The sequence below is a fragment of the Actinomycetota bacterium genome (genome assembly GCA_041658625.1).
Classification (GTDB): Bacteria; Actinomycetota; JAHEXW01; order JAHEXW01; family JAHEXW01; genus JBAZZW01.
This window is the reverse complement of the sequence record JBAZZW010000001.1, coordinates 177,802-200,061: the sequence shown is the minus strand read 5'-3', so window position 1 is coordinate 200,061 and position 22,260 is coordinate 177,802. Positions and strand designations below refer to the sequence as shown.

Annotated in this window: 19 protein-coding genes and 1 tRNA gene; 19 read left to right on the top strand and 1 reads right to left on the bottom strand. The window is 54.6% G+C overall.

The genetic code is table 11. The annotated features are described in order from the left end of the window. Window position 1 precedes the first annotated feature (1 nt). The 7 genes from trpC to WC891_00915 all read left to right on the top strand — a co-directional run bounded on the left by trpC (window position 2) and on the right by WC891_00915 (window position 7,100). Complete coding sequence (gene trpC / locus WC891_00945; protein ID MFA5866521.1) at window positions 2-790, top strand: indole-3-glycerol phosphate synthase TrpC; 789 nt, start codon at window positions 2-4, stop codon at window positions 788-790. After that, complete coding sequence (locus WC891_00940) at window positions 783-1,403, top strand: phosphoribosylanthranilate isomerase (GenBank protein ID MFA5866520.1); 621 nt, start codon at window positions 783-785, stop codon at window positions 1,401-1,403. The genes trpC and WC891_00940 overlap by 8 nt, the downstream gene beginning before the upstream one ends. Further along, a complete protein-coding gene (trpB, locus tag WC891_00935; protein ID MFA5866519.1) occupies window positions 1,400-2,581 on the top strand; it encodes a tryptophan synthase subunit beta in 1,182 nt (393 codons plus the stop codon). Before WC891_00940 ends, trpB begins: the two co-directional genes overlap by 4 nt. Further along, window positions 2,581-3,369, top strand: coding sequence for a tryptophan synthase subunit alpha (gene trpA, locus WC891_00930; protein ID MFA5866518.1), 789 nt, complete (start codon window positions 2,581-2,583; stop codon window positions 3,367-3,369). The genes trpB and trpA overlap by 1 nt, the downstream gene beginning before the upstream one ends. 215 nt (window positions 3,370-3,584) lie before the next feature. Further along, window positions 3,585-4,943 carry a TrpB-like pyridoxal phosphate-dependent enzyme gene (locus tag WC891_00925; protein ID MFA5866517.1) on the top strand — a complete coding sequence of 453 codons (1,359 nt, stop codon included), beginning with the start codon at window positions 3,585-3,587 and terminating at the stop codon, window positions 4,941-4,943. A 130-nt stretch (window positions 4,944-5,073) separates the two neighbouring features. Then, window positions 5,074-6,123 carry an acetyl-CoA carboxylase, carboxyltransferase subunit beta gene (accD, locus tag WC891_00920; GenBank protein MFA5866516.1) on the top strand — a complete coding sequence of 350 codons (1,050 nt, stop codon included), beginning with the start codon at window positions 5,074-5,076 and terminating at the stop codon, window positions 6,121-6,123. Between the two features lie 5 nt (window positions 6,124-6,128). Further along, the gene (locus WC891_00915) at window positions 6,129-7,100 is read left to right on the top strand and encodes an acetyl-CoA carboxylase carboxyltransferase subunit alpha (protein MFA5866515.1); all 972 of its coding nucleotides are present in this window, start codon (window positions 6,129-6,131) and stop codon (window positions 7,098-7,100) included. A gap of 66 nt (window positions 7,101-7,166) precedes the next feature. Here the strand turns inward: WC891_00915 and WC891_00910 are convergent. Then, window positions 7,167-7,253: transfer RNA gene (locus tag WC891_00910), tRNA-Leu, on the bottom strand. Window positions 7,254-7,326: 73 nt separating this feature from the next. Between WC891_00910 and WC891_00905 the strand changes: the two genes are divergently transcribed. The 12 genes from WC891_00905 (at window position 7,327) to polA (ending at window position 22,247) form a co-directional block, all read left to right on the top strand. Then, a complete protein-coding gene (locus WC891_00905) occupies window positions 7,327-8,112 on the top strand; it encodes an SdrD B-like domain-containing protein (GenBank protein ID MFA5866514.1) in 786 nt (261 codons plus the stop codon). 26 nt (window positions 8,113-8,138) lie between these two features. Beyond that, entirely contained in the window at window positions 8,139-9,470 is a 1,332-nt protein-coding gene (locus WC891_00900) for a glutamine synthetase family protein (GenBank protein MFA5866513.1), read from the top strand. Window positions 9,471-9,566: 96 nt separating this feature from the next. Further along, window positions 9,567-10,667, top strand: coding sequence for a glutamine amidotransferase family protein (locus WC891_00895; protein MFA5866512.1), 1,101 nt, complete (start codon window positions 9,567-9,569; stop codon window positions 10,665-10,667). Further along, on the top strand, window positions 10,652-12,166 hold the full coding sequence (locus tag WC891_00890; protein MFA5866511.1) for a glutamate synthase-related protein: 1,515 nt from the start codon (window positions 10,652-10,654) through the stop codon (window positions 12,164-12,166). Before WC891_00895 ends, WC891_00890 begins: the two co-directional genes overlap by 16 nt. Window positions 12,167-12,222: 56 nt before the next feature. After that, complete coding sequence (locus tag WC891_00885; GenBank protein ID MFA5866510.1) at window positions 12,223-12,699, top strand: 4Fe-4S dicluster domain-containing protein; 477 nt, start codon at window positions 12,223-12,225, stop codon at window positions 12,697-12,699. A gap of 1 nt (window position 12,700) precedes the next feature. Next, on the top strand, window positions 12,701-13,966 hold the full coding sequence (locus tag WC891_00880; protein MFA5866509.1) for an FAD-dependent oxidoreductase: 1,266 nt from the start codon (window positions 12,701-12,703) through the stop codon (window positions 13,964-13,966). Then, window positions 13,963-14,703, top strand: a complete 741-nt coding sequence (locus WC891_00875) for a hypothetical protein (GenBank protein MFA5866508.1) — start codon at window positions 13,963-13,965, stop codon at window positions 14,701-14,703. The genes WC891_00880 and WC891_00875 overlap by 4 nt, the downstream gene beginning before the upstream one ends. A 103-nt stretch (window positions 14,704-14,806) precedes the next feature. Continuing rightward, window positions 14,807-16,036: a PocR ligand-binding domain-containing protein gene (locus WC891_00870; GenBank protein MFA5866507.1), complete on the top strand. Its 1,230-nt coding sequence runs from the start codon at window positions 14,807-14,809 to the stop codon at window positions 16,034-16,036. Between the two features lie 139 nt (window positions 16,037-16,175). Next, entirely contained in the window at window positions 16,176-17,441 is a 1,266-nt protein-coding gene (locus WC891_00865; protein MFA5866506.1) for an ATP-binding protein, read from the top strand. Window positions 17,442-17,491: 50 nt separating this feature from the next. After that, entirely contained in the window at window positions 17,492-18,859 is a 1,368-nt protein-coding gene (locus WC891_00860) for an HD domain-containing phosphohydrolase (GenBank protein ID MFA5866505.1), read from the top strand. Between the two features lie 150 nt (window positions 18,860-19,009). Continuing rightward, window positions 19,010-19,561: a transposase gene (locus WC891_00855; GenBank protein ID MFA5866504.1), complete on the top strand. Its 552-nt coding sequence runs from the start codon at window positions 19,010-19,012 to the stop codon at window positions 19,559-19,561. 64 nt (window positions 19,562-19,625) lie between these two features. Then, window positions 19,626-22,247 carry a DNA polymerase I gene (gene polA / locus WC891_00850; GenBank protein MFA5866503.1) on the top strand — a complete coding sequence of 874 codons (2,622 nt, stop codon included), beginning with the start codon at window positions 19,626-19,628 and terminating at the stop codon, window positions 22,245-22,247. Window positions 22,248-22,260 lie beyond the last annotated feature (13 nt).

Sequence of the window (22,260 nt, the reverse complement as noted above, 5' to 3'; positions counted from 1 at the left end):
CATGTCTATCTTGGCGAAAATCGTCGCCCACAAACGTCGGGAAATCGAAGATAAGAAGCAGAGGGCTTCGGCGGAGGCCTTGATGCTGCGCGCGAACTTTATCGCCCCCGCCCGAGATTTCAAAGACGCGCTTGGCGGCCCTAACTTGAGTTTGATAGCGGAGATCAAGAAAGCTTCGCCAAGCCGCGGCGTCTTATCCAAGGACATGGAACCAGGCGTGTTGGCCGTTTCCTATGAGTTAGCCGGGGCCGACGCGCTATCGGTCTTAACGGACCGGGAATTCTTTGACGGGGGTTTAGACGATCTGGTGACCGCCAGGGCGGTTACCGATCTGCCGGTTATGCGAAAAGATTTTATCATCGACGAATACCAGATCTACGAGGCGAAAGCATATGGAGCCGACGCGGTCCTGCTGATCGCCGGTCTTCTGGACGCACAAACCCTCAACTCGTTTCTCGCTTTATGCGACGCCATCGACATCCACGCTTTGGTCGAAACACATACGGAGGAGGACGTGTCGAAAGCCGTCTCGGCGGGCGCCGGTATCATCGGCGTTAACAACCGCGACCTAAATACGTTTGAAACCGATGTCGCCGCGACTGAGCGATTGCTGCCCGGCTTGCCTGAGGGAATATTAAAGGTCAGTGAGAGCGGCATCTTCGGACGGGGCGAGGCCGGCAGAGTCAGAGCGGCCGGGGCTGACGCGGTCCTGGTCGGCGAGAGCTTGATCAGAGCGGACAATATGCAGGCGCTGATAGATGACATCAAGCAGGCGGTTGTCAGTGGTTAAGGTAAAGGTGTGTGGGATTACAAATAAAGCTGACGCGATTACGGCTATCGAGCTTGGAGCCGACGCTTTAGGTTTTGTTTTCGCCGACAGCCCCAGGCGGGTAACGCCCGAGGAAGCGGCGAGCATCTGCGAAGGATTGCCGCCGTTCGTATCGATAGTCGGAGTGTTTGTGGATGAATACGCGGCCACCGTGCGGGACATTACCGGACAATGCGGGCTGGACCTTTTGCAGTTTCACGGTTCTGAGACACCGGGCTACTGCCAGCTTTTCGGACGGAAAGCCGTCAAGGTCTTTCGTATCAAGGATAAGACCAGCCTGGCCGGGCTTAAAGAATACGGCCAAGGTCCGATCGTCCTGGATGCTTTCGTCGAGGGACTGGCCGGCGGTACGGGCCGGACATTTGATTGGAATCTCGCCGGCCGGGCGGCCGGGCATAATCCGGTAATCCTCTCCGGCGGATTGAATCCCGATAACGTAGCCGAAGCGATTGCCAAGGTTAAGCCTTATGCGGTCGACGTAAGCAGCGGCGTCGAATCAGCGCCGGGCAAAAAAGACGCGCGGAAAATCCGCGATTTCATCAAGGCGGTAAAAAGGACGGAGGAACTTTCATGACAGACAGAAAAGGGCGGTTTGGAGAATATGGCGGACAGTTTGTGCCAGAGACTCTGATGGTGGCTCTGGCAGAGCTGGACGAGGCGTTTACCGGATACCAGCAGGACGACTCTTTCCAAACCGAGCTCGGTTATTACTTAAGGGAATATGCGGGACGGCCGACGCCGCTTTACCGCGCGGACAGCTTATCAGACCGGTACGGCGCTCGGATCTACTTAAAGCGCGAGGACTTGACCCATACGGGCGCGCATAAGATCAACAACACTATCGGCCAGGTTCTGCTGGCCAAGAAGATGAGCAAGACAAGGGTAATTGCGGAAACGGGCGCCGGTCAGCACGGCGTGGCGACAGCCACGGCGGCGGCGAGATTCGGCCTGGAATGCCAGATCTATATGGGCGAGGAAGACATAGCCCGCCAGGCGCTGAACGTATACAAAATGAAGTTGCTTGGCGCGCAGGTGATTCCCGTTTCCTCGGGCAGCCGGACTTTAAAGGACGCCATCAACGAAGCGATGCGCGATTGGGTTTCCAACGTGCAAACAACATTTTATGTTTTAGGTTCCGTCATGGGACCGCATCCCTATCCGACAATCGTCCGCGAATTTCAAAAGGTCATAGGCGCGGAAATCAAACGCCAGTCGCAAAAAGCGGAGGGGCGGGCGCCGGATTATTTGGTGGCGTGCGTAGGCGGCGGCAGCAACGCCATCGGCGCATTCTACCCGTTCATAGGCCGGGGAACCGTTTTGATAGGCGTGGAGCCGGCGGGTCTTGGCTTGGATACCGACAAGCACGGGGCTTCGATGACGCTTGGCGACCCCGGCGTTCTGCACGGTTCGTTAAGCTACGTTCTCCAGGACGAGAACGGTCAGATTAAGGAAGCCCATTCCATTTCTGCCGGTTTGGACTACCCGGGCGTCGGCCCCGAGCACGCCCATCTGAAAGACACCGGCCAGGTCGAATACGTTACGGTGACCGACGACCAGGCTTTAGAGGCATTTCATCGCTTGTGCCGCCTGGAGGGGATAATCCCGGCTCTGGAATCCTCGCACGCGCTGGCGTACCTGGAAATCCTTAAGCCGCGACTGCGGGAAAGCGACTATGTCGTGGTTAATCTATCGGGGCGCGGCGACAAAGATATGGATATCGTAAGGCAGAATTCTTCGGAAGGTGAAGCTTGATGAACCGGATAGACAAGACTTTCGAGGCGCTTAAAAAGGAAGGGCACGCCGCGTTGATAACATACATTATGGCCGGATATCCACGCGGTCTCGATTCCGCCAAAACGATTACGGCAATCGCTGACGCGGGCGCGGACTTAATCGAAGTCGGGATTCCGTTCTCCGATCCGTTGGCCGACGGGGCGACTATCCAGAAAGCGTCGGAAGAGTCGCTGGCCGGCGGTATGACGCCCAATAAAGCGTTGGCAGCCGTAGCCGAAGCCAGGAAGGTAACGCAAACGCCGATCCTGGTCATGACGTATTACAACATTATCTTCCGGTATGGCCTGGAGCCTTTCGCCGAAGCCGCCGCCGCGGCCGGGGTAGACGGGGCGATTGTGCCCGATCTGCCGCCTGAGGAAGCAGGCAAGTGGCAGACGGCCGCCGGCGCGCAGGGTTTAGGCACGGTTTTTTTGGTCGCGCCGACAAGTTCGCCGGCGCGGATCCGGGGGGCGGCCGAGGCCAGCGACGGATTTGTTTATTGCGTTTCTCTGGCCGGCGTGACCGGGGGCCGCGCGAAACTGGCGCCGGGCCTGCCCGCCTTCATAGAAACAGTTAAGCAAACAACGGACAAGCCGGTCGCGGTCGGATTCGGCGTGTCGACGGCGGCCCAGGCCGCGGAACTTTCAAGGTTGGCCGACGGTGTGATTGTCGGCAGCGCGTTGATTGATAGGTTAGCGGCCGGCGGTGCGGAAGGCGTCGCCTCGGCGGCCGGATTCATTTCCGAACTTAAAGCGGAAATGCGGTAAAGTATATTGGCGAGGAGGCGCGATGGCGCAAAACCTAATACAATAACAGTCATCCTAGGATTCGGCTGTTTATGCCGAATCGCAGGAACTGAGACGAGGCTTACTTTACCAGCAAATCTCGTGCATGGTGGATCAGAAACAATAACATCCGGCTAATGTCACGTGTTTGGTAGAGCAAAAACAAAAAGCAAAGACAAAAGAAGGGAGTGATTTGTATGGATAGAACGAAGATTATTTTAGAAGAACAGGACATGCCTAGGAAATGGTACAACATTCTGCCGGATATGCCGGTGGCCATGGATCCGCCGCTGAGTCCGCAGACGCTCAAGCCGGCCGGGCCGGAGGACTTCGCGCCGCTGTTCCCGATGGGGCTGATTATGCAGGAGATGAGCCAGGATCGGTTCATCGATATCCCCGAGGAGGTGCTGGACGTCTATAAGCTCTACCGGCCTAGTCCGCTTTTCCGCGCTAAGCGCTTGGAGCAGGCTTTGGGCACGCCGGCTAAGATCTACTACAAGTACGAGGGCGGCAGTCCGGCGGGTTCTCATAAAACAAATACCGCGGTTGCCCAGGCCTACTACAATAAGGTGGAAGGCACGACGCGGCTGGCGACGGAGACCGGCGCCGGACAGTGGGGTTCCGCCATGTCTATGGCCTGCCAGCTCATGGGCTTGGAGTGCCAGGTCTATATGGTCAAGTCGAGCTACGAGCAGAAGCCGTACCGGCATATGATGATGGAGACCTATGGGGCGAGAGTAACGCCCAGCCCGAGCACAGAAACCAACGCTGGCAAAGCTGCTCTGGCGGCGAATCCTAACCATCCGGGCAGTTTGGGCCTTGCCATCAGCGAAGCGGTCGAGGATACGGTGACGCATCCGGGCACGCACTACTCTTTGGGCAGTGTATTGAACCACGTCATCTTGCATCAGACTATCATCGGCGAGGAGACACAGAAGCAGTTCGCGCTGGTTGAGGACGAGCCCGACGTTATCTTCGGGTGCGTCGGTGGCGGTTCGAGTTTCGGCGGTATCAGCATGCCCTACGTTCGGGACAAGCTAGCCGGCAAGACCGACGTCCGTTTAGTTGCGGTGGAACCGGCTTCGTGCCCGACGTTAACCAAGGGCTTGTACGCCTACGACTACGGCGACGCGGCCAAGATGGCTCCGGTCGTCAAGATGTACACGCTGGGCCACGATTTCGTGCCGGCCCCGATTCACGCCGGCGGCTTGCGTTATCACGGCGATAGCCCGATTATCTCCGCGCTGCATCACGAGGGCATCATCGAGGCTATAGCATATAAGCAACTCGGTGTCTTTGAAGCCGCGCTGCAGTTTATCCGGACGGAGAGTATCATCCCGGCGCCGGAGTCGGCCCACGCTATCAAAGCGGCCATTGACGAAGCGATGCGTTGCAAGGAGAACGGCGAGGAAAAAACCCTCTGCTTCCTCTTGACCGGGCACGGGTACTTCGACATGTCGGCCTACGACGCTTATTTGAACGGCAAGCTCGAGGACGACGAGTATTCAGAAGCGGACGAAGCCCGCGCCATCGCCGCCCTGCCGCAGGTCGGCTAAAACCAAATACAGGATATTTTATAAACAATCACAGACCACTCCAGCGCACCAAAGCGCTGGAGTGGTTGTTGTTTAGGCAGTTGCAGGCGGTGTTGATAATCAATGGCTGATGGAACATAATATAAGTCCAATGGGCATAAGCGACTGGATTAAAGGCAAAGACTCCTACATAGAAGTTCCCGAAAGGCAATCAGACACCGACGGCGTTAAGAAAGGCATTCCCGAAGGTATCTGGTCGAAGTGCGCCGCTTGCGGTGAAATAATCTTTCAAAAGGAGTTCTACGCCGCGCAGAAAGTTTGTCCGGGCTGCTCCTTCCACTATCCCTTAAGCGCGCACGAGCGTCTGGAGTTCATGCTCGATAAAGGCTCGTTCAGGGAACTTTTCGGCGAGATCACTCCGTCCAATCCGCTCGGTTTTGCGGGCAAGAAGACCTATGAGGAAAGCCTGGAGACGTCGCAGCGGAACACCGGTTTGAATGAAGCGGTCGTCACCGGTTATGGAAAACTTAACGGGCGCAACGTCATTGTCGCCGTCATGGATTTCCGCTTTATCGGGGGCTCCATGGGCAGCGTAGTCGGGGAGAAAGTCACCCGGGCGATCGAATACGCGGCGCGGAAAAAGTATCCGCTGATCGTAATCGCGGCGTCGGGCGGCGCGCGGATGCAGGAAGGCATGTTCAGCCTGGGGCAGATGGCTAAGACCAGCGCCGCGCTGGCCAAGTTGTCCGATCGAGACGTGCCGTATATCTCGATCCTTACCCACCCGACAACCGGCGGCGTTCTGGCCAGTTTTCCGGCTTTGGCGGACGTCATCATCGCCGAACCCGGCGCTTTGGTCGGCTTCACCGGAGCCCGCGTCATCGAGCAGACGATTCGTGAAAAGCTGCCGGACGGTTTCCAGACCGCCGAGTTCATGCTGGACCACGGCATGGTAGATATGGTCATCGAACGCCGCAAGATAAAGGGCACCATCGCCGCCCTGCTCGACCTGTTCCTGTTGGGCAACCCGGAAGCGGCCGGAAGCCAGCCTATTTTGGTCGGCGATATCGTTCCGGGCGCGGCGACCGCCAAGAAAGTGCAAAAGAGCGTCCAAAAAACAGTCAAACGCGGCGTTACCAGCGGAGCCAAAACGATAAAGAAACAAGTCAAACGGCTGCAAGGCAAGCCGGGAGGGAATTAACGCATTTGTCCGAATACGCGTTGGATTTCGAAAAACCGATTCTCGAACTTGAGAAGCGGATAGAGGAGCTGAAGAGATTGTCAGCTGGATCCAAAGAAGGCCTGTCTCCGGAGATTGCCGAGCTGGATAAGCAGATCGGCGAGTTGAAGACAAAGGTCTACAGCAAGCTGACACCCTGGCAGAGGGTCCAGATCGCCCGGCACCCCGACCGCCCGCTAGCCCGCGACTACATAGAGATGCTTTGGCACGATTTCACCGAGCTCCATGGTGACAGACTTTTCGGCGACGACAAAGCCATAATCGGCGGCCCCGCTTTTCTGGACGGCCAGTCGGTAATGATCATCGGGCAACACAAAGGCCGGGGCACTAAAGAACGCGTGGCCTGCAATTTCGGCAGCCCCCATCCGGAGGGTTACCGGAAGTCGTTGCGGCTGATGCGGTTGGCCGAGAAGTTCAATATGCCGGTTATTACGCTAATTGACACGCAGGGCGCCTACCCGGGCGTCGGCGCCGAGGAACGCGGCCAAGCTTGGGCGATTGCCGAGAATCTTTTGGAGATGAGCCGGCTTAAAGTCCCGATAATCGCGGTCAACATCGGCGAGGGGGGCAGCGGCGGCGCGTTGGCCATCGGTGTTTCGGACCGTCTCCTAATGCTTGAGAACTCGTGGTATTCGGTCATCAGCCCGGAGGGCTGCGCTTCTATTCTCTATAAAGACGCCGCTAAAGCCCCGGAAGCCGCGGAGCGCTTGAAGATGACCGCGGAAGCGTTGAAGAAACAGGGCTTAATCGACGAGATAATCAAAGAACCCGTCGGCGGCGCCCATCGTTCGCCGACCGAAACCGCCGAGAACCTTCACAAGGCTTTAAACAAACACCTGGCCAAGCTACTGACCATCCCTGTCCAGGATCTTGTGAGCCAGAGGTACGATCGTCTTCGCGCCATAGGCGTCTACGAGGAACCTAAAGAAACAGTCTAGAGATGGCCTGCCGTTCGTAGCGCCCGATAAGGACGGAGACGAATATCGGAGTCCAACTGCGAAGAATGGTGCCGAGGACGGGAATCGAACCCGTATGGAGTCACCCCCACCGGTTTTTGAGACCGGCGCGTATACCTATTCCGCCACCTCGGCACGCCACAAAATTATACCAGCAAAGAAACACTAAGCGTATAGAGTCTCGCGCTCCAGATGTGTACAATAGAGTTTGTTCACCGGAGGATTTGTCATTGAAAAGGGAATCATGATGTCTAAATACCGTTTTACCGGAATCCTGTTGGCGGCGACCATGCTGATTTACGGTTTCGGCGCGCCGGCCGCGATTGCTATTGACGCCGAGGTTGTCATTGGTAGTATCCCCGTTACCTTTGACCAAACCGGCTTGCCGGCGGGCACGCCTTATACCATAACCTGGACCGTGACATTAGGGGTGGGCCAGCCGATGTACGCCGGCACTCCATACACGGAGTCGTTCCCTGCGTCTTCTGTTTTTTCGAGTATCACCTACCCGGCCATCGTATCGGCTCCGCTCGGCGTCTACAATTTTGGGAGTCTTAGTATATCCCCCCAGGCCAGCCTACCGTTCACACCGACGGGTCCGACCATAATAATCGGGTCCTACGTTTCCGGGAACATCACCGGAACGGTTTTTTGGGACTACAACGACAATCATATCCAGGACCCGGGCGAACCCGGCATCCCGAACGCGCCCGTCGAACTGTTGGGCGCAATTCAGCCACCATTTGTCCCCGGAGGTTTAGTTGACGCGCAGAATATCGGCGCCCTGGCCATATTGCTCACCACGACAAGCGGGGCCGATGGAACCTACGCTTTCAATTTCCTGCCGGCGGGCACTTTCAGCGTCAGGGCGACTTTGCCGGACGGCAGCCTGCAGGAGAGTCTGCCAATTACGCTAGCCGTGACCGGTGGTGTCATGAATTCCGGGCAGGCGAATTTCTCACAGACGGTTACGCTGCCATATACGGGTAAATAAGACCTATTAAACCGAAGGGGTAAAAAATGACTGTAAAGGACAAGAACTACGTTTTAAAGACCGTCAAAGACAAGGGCATCAAGTTCATCCGGCTATGGTTCACAGATATCCAAGGAATGCTGAAAAGCTTCGCGATTACCGCATCCGAACTCGAGCTGGCTTTAGAACAGGGCATGGGCTTTGACGGCTCCAGCATCACCGGCTATCAGGACATCGAAGAGAGCGATATGATCGCTATGCCTGACCCGTCGACCTTTGAAATCCTGCCGTGGCGGCCTACGGAACAGGGCGTCGCCCGGATGATATGCGATGTGTTGACGCCGGATAAGAAACCGTACGAAGGCGACCCCCGTTACGTATTGAAAAGGCAACTAGAGCGAGCCAAAAAGATGGGGTTTGACCACTTCTACGTTGGGCCGGAACTGGAGTTCTTCTATTTCCGGACAAGCGGCGGCACGGAAACTCTGGACAAGGGCGGGTACTTCGACCTGACTCCTTTGGACGTTGCGTCCGATCTGCGCCGCGACACTGTCCTGGCCCTTGAGCAGATGGGCATCAGAATCGAATATAGCCATCACGAAGTAGGCGAGAGCCAGCACGAGATCGATATGCGCTATGACGACGCGATCTCGATGGCTGACGCGGCCGTCACATACCGGTTGGTGGTAAAGGAAATCGCGCAAAAAGCCGGCGTCTACGCGACCTTTATGCCGAAACCGATTTTCGGCCAGAACGGCAGCGGCATGCACACCCACCAGTCATTGTTCAAAGGAAGCAAGAACGCTTTCTATGATGCGAAGGATGAGAATTTCCTGAGCCAGACGGCGGAATATTTTATCGCCGGTCAGCTCAAGCACGCCCGCGAGATTTCTTCTGTTTTTGCCCAGTGGGTCAATTCCTACAAACGTCTGGTCCCAGGTTACGAGGCCCCGGTCTATGTGGCCTGGTCGCGGCGTAACAGAAGCGCCTTGATCAGGGTGCCCGAATACCAACCCGGCAAAGAAAAAGCGACGCGGGCGGAGTTCCGTAGCCCCGATCCGGCCTGCAATCCCTACCTGACCTTCGCTGTTTTACTGGCCGCCGGCCTGGAAGGCATCGAGAAGAAATATCCACTGCCTGATCAGATGGAAAAAAACCTCTATCATTTATCGGATAAGGAACGCGCCAAGCTGGGGATCGAGTCATTGCCGGGAAGTCTGGGCGAGGCCATCGCGCTTACCGAAAAGAGCGAGCTTGTCCGTAAGGCCCTGGGCGACCATGTCTTCAACCGCTTCGTCGAAATCAAGAAGAAGGAATGGGAAGAATATCGCATCCAAGTCACAGAGTACGAGCTCAACAAATACCTGCCTGTACTCTGATTTGACCGAGCGCCCCTTCATGCCATAAGATTAATTAATTAGGCTATTTTTAATCTTAAGGAGACTTATTAAGTGACCTATCGTTACGAAAAAGATATGAGCGCCTGCGGTTTAACAGGTTTTATAAACCGCAACCGCGAGCGCGTCGATGGCGAAGCCATCATCGCCAGCATCTGCAACATGGACGTGCGCAGCAACGGCCAGGGCGGCGGTTTCGCAGCCTACGGTATCTATCCGGAGCTTAAGGATTACTATGCCTTCCATATGCTATATGAAGATCTTGACGCTAAAGAAGCAACCGAACAGCTCATCAACAGTTACTTTCTGATTAAGCATGAGGAAGAGATTCCGACCAGAAAGACGCCGTCCATTACCAACGTGCCGATTCTGTGGCGGTACTTCCTCTCGGTTGACGAGGACGTCCTAGGTCTAAGCGAATGCGAGGAAGAAGACTACGTCGTTGACGCGGTCATGAAGATCAACGCAGAGATTCCCGGCGCTTTCGTCATGTCCAGCGGCAAGAACATGGGCGCCTTCAAGGCGGTCGGCTATCCCGGCCCGATCGGTCGTTTCTATCGTCTGGATGAATACAAGGCTTGGACGTGGATGGCTCACGGGCGTTTTCCGACCAATACTCCCGGCTGGTGGGGCGGGGCTCACCCCTTTACCTTGCTTGACTGGTCCATTATCCATAACGGCGAGATCTCGTCTTACGGCATTAACCGCCGTTACCTGGAGATGTTCGGCTATAGATGCACGCTGCAGACCGACACGGAGGTAACCGCTTATCTGTTCGACTTGATGCTGCGGCGCCACCGGTTACCGATCGAGATCGCGGCGATGGCTATGGCCGCGCCCTTCTGGGTTCAGATCGACCACATGCCGGAAGAGCAAAGAAAGGCCCTGACGGCTCTGCGTCAGGTCTATGGCTCAGGTCTATTGAACGGACCTTTCGCCTTCATTCTCGGCCACACAGGGGGAATGATCGGCATTAATGACCGCATAAAGCTACGGCCCCTGGTCGCCGCGGAGAAAGGCGATGTCCTTTACATCGCCAATGAAGAGGCGGCCATCAGGGAAATCGCTTCTCCGGACAAAGTCTGGATGCCGACGGCCGGCGAACCAGTCATCGGGCGGCTCAAGCCGGAAAAGGGCGCCAAGATTTCTAAGGACGTTAAGGTATGTTTAAAGGTTTAACAAAAGCGGAATTCCAGGTAACACGAGACGATTACAAGTGTATCCGCTGCCGCGTTTGCGAACGTCAGTGTTCGTTCCTGGTACATTCATATGACCCTGAAGCCGACAGGATGCGTGAAGATGAGATGAAGTGCGTCGGCTGTCAGCGCTGTGTCGAATACTGTCCGACCAGAGCGATCGTGGTCCGCCCGCACCCCTCGACAATCAGACCCCACGCCAACTGGACCTACCGTTATGTCAAGGATATTGATAAACAGGCCGATACCGGCGGGATGCTGTTGTCAAGTTGCGGCGACGAACTCCCGCATCGGATTTACTGGGACCATCTTGTATTAAACGCCAGCCAGGTCACTAACCCTTCAATCGATCCTTTGCGGGAGCCGATGGAACTTCGTACGTATATCGGTCGCAAACCGGACAGGCTGGAGTTTGATATCAAGAACGGCCAAGCCAAACTTAAAACAAAAATGCCGCCCCAGCTGAAACTGGAGACGCCGATAATGTTCGGCGCCATGTCGTATGGGGCTATCAGCTATAATGTCTGCGAGTCGCTGGCTCGCGCGGCCAGGGATTCCGGGACGATGTATAACACCGGCGAAGGCGGCTTACATAAAGACTTCTACAAATATGGGCCTAACACGATCGTCCAGTGCGCCAGCGGGCGGTTCGGCGTCACCAGGGACTATTTGAACGCCGGCGCCGCGATAGAGATTAAGATCGGTCAGGGCGCCAAGCCGGGAATCGGCGGCCACCTGCCGGGCGAGAAAGTAGACGCGGAAATCTCCGTGACCAGGATGATACCCAAAGGCACTGACGCGCTTAGCCCCGCGCCGCATCACGACATCTATTCCATTGAAGATCTCAGACAGTTGATTTTCGCGCTGAAAGAGGCGGTAGAGTACACAAAACCTGTAGGCGTGAAGATAGCCGCCGTGCATAACGCGGCGGCGATAGCCAGCGGCATTGTCAGGGCGGGCGCCGACTTTATTACGTTGGACGGCTTGCGGGGAGGCACAGGCGCCGCGCCTTCAAGGACGCGAGACAGCGTCGGCATGCCGATAGAGCTGGCGCTTGCTGCGGTCGACCAGCGCTTAAGAGACGAAGGCATCAGGACGTGGGCTTCGGTCGTCGTGGCCGGCGGGTTTAGAAACTCGACGGATATCGTTAAGGCAATCGCATTAGGCGCCGACGCCGTATACATCGGCACCGGCGCGTTGATCGCTGTCGGCTGCACCGTGTGCCAGAAATGTTACACGGGCAAGTGCCCTTGGGGGATTACAACGCAGGATCCGTACCTCACCAAAAGAGTCAATCCCGATATCGGAACACGCCGGCTGAACAACCTTCTGCGCGCCTGGTCGTTGGAGATCAAGGAGATTCTGGGCGGCATGGGTATAAACGCTGTCGAGTCGCTGCGAGGCAACCGTCTGCATCTACGGGCGGTCGCCTTGAACGAACGTGAGATGGACGTCCTCGGCGTCATGCACGCCGGGGAATGATAATAGTCTCCTCTCCCCTGCGGGGAGAGGATTAAGGTGAGGGGGCCGCTAGTAAAGTGGCAAAAGCAAAACAGAAGACCAAGAAGAGAAAGATCATAGCCAACGAGAAGGTCTGCATCGGGTGCAAGCTTTGCGAGATCCATTGCATCGTCGCGCATAGTAAATCGAAGGATATCATCCGCGCTTTTAACGAAGAAACGCCCCGGGCGCTATCCCGGATTCTCGTCGAAGAAAGCCGGCCGCTGACGTTCGCCCTCCAGTGCAGGCATTGCGAGGATCCGGTTTGCGTGACCGCGTGTATCACCGGCGCAATGACCAAAGATCCGGAAACCGGTGCGGTCCTGCACGACAAAGAACGCTGTGTCGGCTGTTGGATGTGCGTCATGGTTTGTCCTTACGGTGGCATCCAGCGTGACGAGAGGATCAAGAAAGCGGCCAGCAAGTGCGACCTTTGCTTAGAACTGGACGAACCGGCTTGCGTTGCGGCTTGCCCGAACGAGGCCTTAATAATCATCGAAGAGGAAGAGGACTAAGATGGACTACGTCATCATCGGAAACTCGGCCGCCGGCATCGGCGCCGTCGAGGGCATCCGCTCGGTCGACAAAAAAGGTACCATCGCGGTTATTTCCGACGAGCCTTATCATACCTATTCCCGGCCTTTGATAAGCTATTATCTAGGCGGTAAGGTCGAGCAGCACAATATGTATTATCGCCCTAAAACGTTCTACAGAGATTATTCCGTCGAGCCGATGTTCGGCGTTCCGGCGACCAAAATAGACACGACGGCCAAAACGGTCACCGTCGGCGTAGGCAAGACCAAGCAGATCAAGTATGGAAAGCTGCTGATCGCCGCCGGCGGTACGCCGTTTGTTCCGCCCATCACCAATCTGGAAGGCACGGGCGTTTTCACCTTCACCAAATGGGACGACGCCAAAGCCTTGCTGAAGGCGACGCGCCAGGCCGAAACGGCTATCGTTATCGGCGGCGGGTTGATCGGCTTGAAAGCGGCGGAAGGCCTGTTAAATGTCGGTATTAAGGTAACCGTAGTCGAGCTGGCCGACCGCGTTCTCTCAACGATTCTGGATGCGAAGGGCAGCAAGATGTTCGGCGAGCACCTGAAGGCCTTGGGCGTGACACTATTGACCGGCGACACCGTGACCGGCATCGTCCGCGACGGAGAGGGCAGTGTTGTCGGCGCCTCCTTAAAAAGCGGCCGTAATGTCGAGGGAGACCTGGTCGTCGTGGCTATCGGGGTAGTGCCGAACACAGCGCTTACCGACGGCACCAAAATCACGAAAGAACGCGGAATCCTGGTCGACGAACACCTCATGACGTCAGTCAAAGACGTTTACGCGGCGGGCGATTGCGTGGAAACCTTCGACGTCCTCAGAAAAACACGCCGCCCGCAGCCCATCTGGCCGAACGCCTACGAGCAAGGTCAGAAGGCCGGTTTGAATATGGCTGGCCGGATAACGGATTATATCGGCAGCTTTGGGATGAACTCTATTGAGGTTTCCGGTTTGCCGACAATTACGGTCGGCATGTATGACGCTGTCGGACCGAAATACGAGATACTGCAGAAAAGCGATCCTGAAACAAACACATACAAAAAAGTTATCCTGGACAAAGATCGCGTAGTCGGCGCGGTTTTCGTCGGCGATATCGATCGCGCGGGCATTATGACCGGTTTGATTAAAGACCGCGTCAATGTGAAAGCGTTTAAGCACGACTTGATCAGCGACAACTTCGGATACGCCATTTTTCCTGAAACGCTTAGAAAGGAACGTTTGAGCCGATGAAAAAGATCGACGCAGCCGGACTTGATTATCGGCCACTGAACGAAATGGTCCGGAAAGCCGTCCGGGCTGGCGAGAAAGATATTCGTCTTTTTAATGTCAACGGCCAGCGTTTTATAGCGGACGGCCTTCAAGGGGCGGACGTAAAAATAACAATTATCGGAGTTCCCGGCAACGATCTGGCGGCCTTCATGGACGGACCGACAGTGGTCGTTAACAATAACGCCGAAGACGGCGTCGGCAACACGATGAACGCCGGCAAGGTCGTCGTACATGGGGACGCCGGCGACGTAATCGGCTACGGCATGCGGGGCGGGACCATCCATATTCTGGGAAATATCGGCTATCGAGTAGGCATCCACATGAAGGACTACGAAGACCAGATCCCGGTTATAGTCGTAGGAGGCAAAGCCCACGATTTCTACGGAGAATACATGGCCGGGGGTGTTCAGATTCTATTAGGCCTGAACGCGAAGAAAGGTGAGAACATCGCCGGCCACTTTACCGGCACCGGCATGCATGGGGGAACTATCTTCCTGCGTGGCGGCTATGAGGAACATACCCTTGCCAAAGAGGCGGCGGTCGGAGAGATGACCGACGCCGACCATAAACTGCTTAGGAAACACGTCAAAGACTTCTGCAAGAGTTTTGATCTCGACATCGACGACATAATGAAGCGCGATTTCACCAAACTGACACCCCCCTCGTCGCGTCCCTATGGCGGCTACTACGCTTATTAGTCTGCGCAAATATTAATGTTTTGCCCAATTTTGCCGAATAATCATTCCAGGGCTAGGATACTGGCGAACCCTCGATATTTCATTTTGGAGTGAGGCGGCGGCAATGGCTGTGAAAGCCAAGAGCAAGAAGACCTCAAGACAGGCGAGAAAAACCTCCGGTGAACGAATACACTTGCCCAGTTCTGTTACCTTACTTAAAAGGGCTCGGGTCGGACCTGACTTGCTGGACATCCTTGATGTGCCGGCCCTAAGACTAATCCTTGAAAGCATCACCAAGATGACGAATATGGCGACCGCCATCCTTGACGCAAAAGGACATATTCTGGTGGCCACGGGCTGGCAAGACATCTGCACCAGATTCCATCGCTTAAACCTGCATACATCACAGAACTGTACGAAAAGTGACCTTTTTCTCGCCAAGAATGTTCGCCCCGGTGAGTATGTGGAGTATAAATGCAGGAATGGTCTGTGGGATGTGGTGACGCCGCTATTTATCGGCGACAAACATGCCGGCAATATCTACACCGGTCAATTCTTCTACGTTGATGACAAAATCGATTCAGACTATTTCGTCAACCAGGCGGCAAAGTATGGGTTTAATGAGGACGAGTATCTTGCGGCTTTGCAACGAGTGCCGCGTGTCACTCACGAACAGGTCAAGAACCTGATGGATTTCCTAACAGGGTTCACGGTGATGGTCGCGCAGGAAGGTCAACATAATCTGAAGCTTAAGAAAGCGATAGGGTCGCTTGAGGAATCATTTATCGGCCTGATCAAGGCCTTGTCGGCTACAGTGGAAACACGCGACCCTTATACCGCGCTGCATCAGAACCGCGTGACTGAACTAGCGATGGCGATCGCGTTGGAAGCCGGCTTGTCGGCGGACGAAGCCGACGGTTTGTATATGGCGGGATTGATTCACGATATCGGTAAGATTTACGTGCCCGGCGAGGTTCTAAGCAAACCGGGCAAGTTGTCTGATATTGAATATAGGCTTGTCAGGACACATTGCGACGCCGGGTATAAGATTATCGAAGGAATCAACTTCAAGCGTCCCGTTGCGGACATTGTTCACCAGCATCACGAACGTTTGGACGGGTCGGGATACCCGTTAGGGCTGACGGGAAAAGACATCATTCCCGAAGCTAAGATTCTGGCCGTCGCCGACGTTGTCGAGGCGATGGCGTCCCACCGGCCTTACCGGCCGGCTTTGGGAATCGACGCGGCTTTGAGCGAGGTAAAGAAACACCGCGGAAAACTCTACGACGCGAAGATAGTCGATATCTGCGTCATCCTTTTTACCGAGAAAGGCTTCGCGTTCTCCGAAGACTAAAGGTGAACATATGAGTCTGTTATGGGTAGTGATATTATCCTGCGGGATCCAGCTTGCCGCGGCCGTCATGGGCCTAAGGTTAATAAGCATTACAAAGACCCGCCTGGCCTGGGGCTTGTTATCTACAGGATGGTTCCTTATGGCAGTCCGTCGAGCAATATCGGCGTACTACATAATCTTTAGCACCACAGACATAACGATGAACCCCCTGCAGGAATACATCGGCTTAGTATTGTCCTTATGCATGCTTGCGGGCATCGTACTGATCAAGCCTCTTTTCTCGGAGATCAAACGATCCGAAGAAGAGGCGCGGGAGAGTAAGCTCAAATTCCAGATTTTTTCCGACTACACCTATGACTGGGAATACTGGAGAAACCCCGACGGCAGTTTTGCCCATATCTCTCCTTCATGTGAGCGCTGCACAGGATACACAGCCGATGAGTTCTACAAACAACCTGAACTGCTTGTTGAGGTTGTGCACCAGGATGACCGGGAAGATTTCCGCGAGCACCTGAAAAGCCTAGAATCTCATACACCCCATTCCATTGACTTTCGTATTATCACGAAAGACGGAGAGGAACGCTGGGTTTCGCACGTGTGCCAAGCTGTTTTTGATGACGAGGGGAAGTGGTTGGGTCGGCGAGCCAGTAACCGGGACATCACCGAGCGCGTAAACGCGGAAACTGAGCTGGAAAAGCACCGCGACCATCTCGAAGAGATGGTAAAGCAACGGACCGCTGAGCTCGAGGCGTTTACTTACTCGGTTAGCCACGACCTGCGCGCGCCCTTGCGCAGTATTGACGGGTTCAGCCAGGTAGTTATGGAAGATTATTCGGCGGACCTTGACGAAAAAGCCCTGGATTATTTGCGTAAAGTACGCGCCGCCACAGAGCGGATGGCTTTGATGATTGACGATTTATTGAGTCTATCGCGAGCAACCCAAACGGAAGTAGTGAAAAGCGACATCGATTTAAGCGAGTTGGCCGAGGAGGTCGTCCAGTTCTTGAGGGATAAGGATCCCAAGAGGAAGGCAAGCATCAAAATCCAAAAGTATATGACGGCGCGGACAGACCCCGTCTTGCTACGCATCGCGTTGGAAAATCTTTTTGGCAACGCCTGGAAATTTACTGCCGGCCGGACGGTGGCCGAGATTGAGTTTGACTGCTCGCAAGATAAAGATGAACTTCTGTTTCATGTCCGGGACAACGGCGCGGGTTTTGAGATGCGATACGCCGATAAGCTGTTTACGCCGTTCCAGCGGCTGCATTCACAAGAAGAATTTCCCGGTACGGGAATCGGTTTAGCGACGGTCGCCAGAATCATCCACCGTTTGGGCGGCCAAGTATGGGCGGAGGGCGAAAAAGACAAGGGAACGACAATCGGCTTTAGCCTTCCAATACAATAAATAACAGTGGCGGTGGCCAAGAGGTCGGCAAGACATAAGGAGAACGAACGATGAAGCAACTGCGCGTGATGATGGTCGAAGACTCTGCCGATGATTGTGAACTTATGAAGATCGCTCTGGAAAAGGGCGGTTATGAGGTTAGCAGCGACCGCGTCGAAAACGAAAAGGTCATGATGGCGGCGATTGAGCGCAATAAGTACGACGTCATCTTAAGCGACCATCAAATGCCGGGCTTTAATTCCCGGGAAGCTTTGGCGGTTATGAAGAAATTAGATGTTGAGGCGCCGTTTATTTTGGTTTCCGGGAAGATCGGAGAGACGGGCGCGGTCGAACTGATGAAAGCGGGCGCGAGCGACTATGTCAGCAAGAACCATTTAGCGTTGCTGCCGGCCGCTGTGGAACGAGCTCTGGACGAACATAAAGCGAACGCCGATCGCAAACATGCCGAGGATGCTGTAAGGAAATCGGAAAAGCGGTGGAAACTGCTTGTTACGAATATACCAGACTACGTGGCTATTCTCGACGATGATGACCGATATATCTTTTTGAATCATTATGCGAAAGGTTACAGCGAAAAGGACGTTACAGGTAACTCTGTTTATGACTATGTTGAGCCAAAGTCTATTCCCATATTTAGGGATGCGTTGAAGTGGGGTCGTTCGGAGAACAAAAAACAGGAATTCGAGCACAAAGCGTTGGGGGATGAGGGGACTTACCGATTATTTGAGGACGTGGCGATACCTATCACTGAGGAGGACGGCGTCAGTAATATTATTGTTGTATCCCATGACATAACTGATCGACGGGCTGCCGAAAAAGAACAGGCGAGGTCATACAGGCAGCTGGAATTAACACTTGAAGGCACCGTGAACGCGCTGTCGGCGGTTGGCGAGCATCGAGACCCGTATACTGCTGGTCATCAGGAGAGGGTCACCCAATTGGCTTGCGCGATCGCGGAAGAGATGAAGCTGTCTCCGGAAATATACAACGACATCCGTATCGCCGGCAAGCTCCACGACATTGGAAAGATAGAAATCCCGTCAGAGATACTCTCGAAACCAGGCAGACTGACGGATATTGAGTTCAGCATGGTAAAAGTTCATTCACGGGTCGGATTTGACATCTTAAAAACAGCCGAACTTCCCTGCCAGGTAGCCGAAATAGTGTTGAGACATCATGAACGGATAGACGGATCCGGATATCCTAACGGGCTGAAGGCAGATGACATCCAAATCGGCGCCAAGATAATGGCCGTTGCCGATGTCGTCGAAGCTATGAGCTCTCACCGGCCGTACCGGGCGGCCTTGGGCATCGATAAGGCGCTGGAAGAGATTGAACAGAACAAGGGAAAACTTTACGACCCGGAAGTCGTCGACGCTTGCTTGAAGCTATTCCGGAAGAAAGGCTTTAAGTTTTAAACAGTGGGGGTAGGGCTCGTATCTTAACATTTAGACAGGGGGTCAGGCATGGGGCCAGGCCCCGTGCCTGACCCCAAGACATCTAATGACCCATGCTCTACGCAACGACTATTGCTATTTCATTATTTAGCGTATATTCTCTAATATGTTATGAGTCGTCCCCTACGTATTCAGTTTCCTGGCGCAATATATCACGTCACCTCTCGAGGAAACAACAAGCAAGAGATATTTCGGTACGAAGAAGACGCGGATCTTTTCTTGGAAATTGTGGCGCAAGCGGTTATGCGGTATGGCATTATTATTCATGCCTATTGCCTTATGATTAACCACTATCATTTTCTCATCGAAACCCCTAATGGGAATATCTCTGAGCCGATGCGGCATATCAACCAGATATATACTCAGCGATACAACAAGCGATATCGGACAGTTGGTCATGTTTTTCAGGGTCGGTTCAAGGCTCGTTTGATAGAGAAGGACGCGCATCTATTGGAGGTCAGCCGGTATATTGTCAACAATCCTGTTCGCGCCGGATTGGTGAAAGAGGCCGGGGATTATACTTGGAGCAGTTATAGACAGACAGCTGGGTTGACTGTATCTCAAGGGTGGTTAACGATTTCTTGGGTTCTTAGTCAGTTCGCAGGACCAGTCGACAAGATGATTGAACGGTATGCAACTTTCGTTAATGATTGCGCTTGGTAGGGGGTCAGGCACGGGGCCTGACCCCGTGCCTGACCCCACAAGGTTTTTAAGATACACTGTCAATATGACCCCTAAACGCAAGAAACTTATCGCTATTGACGGCAACAGCCTTCTGTTCAGGGCGTTCTTTGCCTTACCTGTCTCTATAGCTACCCGCGACGGGCAGCCGACGAACGCGGTTTACGGATTCGCCACCATGCTGCTTAAGCTGCTAAAAGAGGAAAAGCCGGACGCGGTCGCCGTTGCCTGGGACCGGGCGGCGCCGACCTTTCGCCACCATGCCTTTGTAGACTATAAGGCTAACCGGGCGGCCATCCCCGCCAATCTTCCTTCGCAGTTCCCACTGGCTAAAGAGGTACTTGAAGGTCTTGGCGTGGCAAGTTTTGAGATTGACGGTTATGAAGCCGACGATATCCTGGCCAAGCTGGCCGTCGAGGCGCCGGCCGAGGGCTTCGATGTCCTCATCGTCACCGGCGACAAAGACGCGCTGCAGCTGGTTAATCCGCATGTACAGGTTATGACAACGCAAAAAGGCATAACCGACACGTTTGTCTACGACGAAGCCCGGGTGTCCGAGCGGTTTGGCGTCGGACCGGAGCGCGTTCCCGATTACCTCGGCTTAAAAGGCGACAGTTCCGACAATATCCCCGGTGTTCCCGGCGTCGGCGATAAGACGGCGACCGAACTTCTGCAAAGGTTCGGTACGCTGGACGGGATTTACGAACACGTCGACGAAATCACGAAACCCAAACTCAAGGAATCGTTGCTGGCCAACAAGGAGCAAGCATATCTAAGCCGGGACCTGGCCGTTCTTCAACCCGATGTGCCTGTTGACGTCAGCTACGACGCCCTGGGGCGCCATAACGCTAACAAGGATGAACTAAGAGCCCTTTTTCAGCAGCTCGAGTTCAAAACGCTACTGAACCGTTTAGACGATCCGGTTCTCTTTCCTGAAGGTACTTTGTTCTCGGGCGGAGCGGCGCAAGATCGGCGGCCGACCCCTCCGGCTTTGGACATTAAGACCATCAGGGAAGATCCCGACAAGTTTCGAAGTTGTGTAACCAGGGAACTGTCGGGCTTTGAGCTGGACGACACTGAGGCTGGTTTAAGGATTGTCATCGTTTGCGCCGGCGGCGCCGCTTTTTGGGGCGACCCCGAGGATGTCGCCGTGAAAGAGTATATGAACAGCCCAAAGGCCGCGAAAGTCTGCCATAATCTTAAGGACAAGACGCATTTGCTGACTCTTTTCGGCATTGTTCCGGAGAACGTTGTTTTCGACACCATGCTGGCCGCGTATTTGTTGGATCCGGGGCGCCGTTCCTACACGCTCGCTGAAGAGGTTGGGTATTATCTTGAATCTACGTTGCCGGAAAAAGGGGAACAGGAGACAACAGCCGCCTCGGCCGGCAGCCTGATCAAGCTAAAAGAAGTGCTGGAAAAACTGTTGGAGGAGCGAGGATTGGCCCGTCTGCTATACGACGTCGAGCTTCCGCTAAGCACCGTTTTGGCAGGCATGGAGGCTTACGGCGCGGCTATCGATATCGCGGCCTTGAAATCACTGAGCGACCGGATGGCCGGCGACCTGGATCTGCTTGAAGGTGAGATTTATGAAATGGCCGGCATGGATTTCAATATCAGCTCGACCCAACAACTGGCCGGTATCCTGTTTGCCAAGCTCGGTTTAAAGCCGGTCAAGAAGGGCAAAACAGGCTTCTCGACCGACGCTTCGGTTCTGACCAAATTAGCCGGGGAACACCCGATTGTCGCCAAAATATTGAAATATCGCGAGCTGACCAAGCTAAAATCTACTTATTTGGATGCGCTACCTAAGCTCGTCAGCCCCCGAACGAATCGTATACATACATATTTTAACCAGGTAGGAACCTCAACCGGCCGGTTGGCGTCGGAAAAACCGAATCTGCAAAATATCCCGGTCAAGGGCGAATGGGGCACGATGATCCGGGCCGCGTTTGTTCCGGGAGTGCCCGGGTGGAACCTAATGGCCGCCGATTATTCTCAGATAGAATTGCGGGTGCTGGCCAGCCTGGCCGAAGACCGTGACATGTTGCGGGCGTTCGAAGCGGAAAAAGACATACATACGGCCACGGCCGCGGAGGTGTTGGACGTAAAGCCCGCGGAGGTGACGCAGAACCAGCGCCGTGTTGCCAAGGAGATTAACTTCGGATTGATGTACGGCATGAGCGCTTATGGCCTCTCCCAACGTTTAGGGATTGAGCCGAGCCAAGCGGAAGAGTACATCACGACATATTTTGAGAGATACCCGGCCATAAGGGAGTTTATCGATAAGGTCATTAACAAAGCGGCTGAAGATGGATTCGTCGAGACGGTGTTGGGCAGGCGCCGGTATATCCCGGAGCTGAAGTCGTCGGACTTCAACGTAAAGCGACAGGGAGAACGATTCGCCATAAACGCCGTCATCCAAGGTAGCGCCGCGGATATCATAAAAGTCGCAATGATTAAGATCGACCGGGATATCCGGGAAACAGGGCTCCGGAGCAGGATGTTTCTGCAGGTTCACGACGAACTACTTTTCGAGATGCCGCCTGAGGAGAAAACGGAGCTGTATACGCTGGTCAAAAGTGGTATGGAAAGCGCTTATCCTCTTCGCGCGCCATTATTGGTCAATATCGGGGTAGGTAAGAATTGGGGAGCGATTGACAAATAATTTTTCTGACTAT

Bases quoted from the DNA above. Each gene is read 5' to 3' on its own strand.
- trpC (MFA5866521.1), top strand. From the start codon at position 2: ATGTCTATCTTGGCGAAAATCGTCGCCCACAAACGTCGGGAAATCGAA.
- trpB (MFA5866519.1), top strand. From the start codon at position 1,400: ATGACAGACAGAAAAGGGCGGTTTGGAGAATATGGCGGACAGTTTGTG.
- trpA (MFA5866518.1), top strand. From the start codon at position 2,581: ATGAACCGGATAGACAAGACTTTCGAGGCGCTTAAAAAGGAAGGGCAC.
- WC891_00925 (MFA5866517.1), top strand. From the start codon at position 3,585: ATGGATAGAACGAAGATTATTTTAGAAGAACAGGACATGCCTAGGAAA.
- accD (MFA5866516.1), top strand. From the start codon at position 5,074: ATGGGCATAAGCGACTGGATTAAAGGCAAAGACTCCTACATAGAAGTT.
- WC891_00900 (MFA5866513.1), top strand. From the start codon at position 8,139: ATGACTGTAAAGGACAAGAACTACGTTTTAAAGACCGTCAAAGACAAG.
- WC891_00895 (MFA5866512.1), top strand. From the start codon at position 9,567: ATGAGCGCCTGCGGTTTAACAGGTTTTATAAACCGCAACCGCGAGCGC.
- WC891_00890 (MFA5866511.1), top strand. From the start codon at position 10,652: ATGTTTAAAGGTTTAACAAAAGCGGAATTCCAGGTAACACGAGACGAT.
- WC891_00880 (MFA5866509.1), top strand. From the start codon at position 12,701: ATGGACTACGTCATCATCGGAAACTCGGCCGCCGGCATCGGCGCCGTC.
- WC891_00875 (MFA5866508.1), top strand. From the start codon at position 13,963: ATGAAAAAGATCGACGCAGCCGGACTTGATTATCGGCCACTGAACGAA.
- WC891_00870 (MFA5866507.1), top strand. From the start codon at position 14,807: ATGGCTGTGAAAGCCAAGAGCAAGAAGACCTCAAGACAGGCGAGAAAA.
- WC891_00865 (MFA5866506.1), top strand. From the start codon at position 16,176: ATGGCAGTCCGTCGAGCAATATCGGCGTACTACATAATCTTTAGCACC.
- WC891_00860 (MFA5866505.1), top strand. From the start codon at position 17,492: ATGAAGCAACTGCGCGTGATGATGGTCGAAGACTCTGCCGATGATTGT.
- WC891_00855 (MFA5866504.1), top strand. From the start codon at position 19,010: ATGAGTCGTCCCCTACGTATTCAGTTTCCTGGCGCAATATATCACGTC.
- polA (MFA5866503.1), top strand. From the start codon at position 19,626: ATGACCCCTAAACGCAAGAAACTTATCGCTATTGACGGCAACAGCCTT.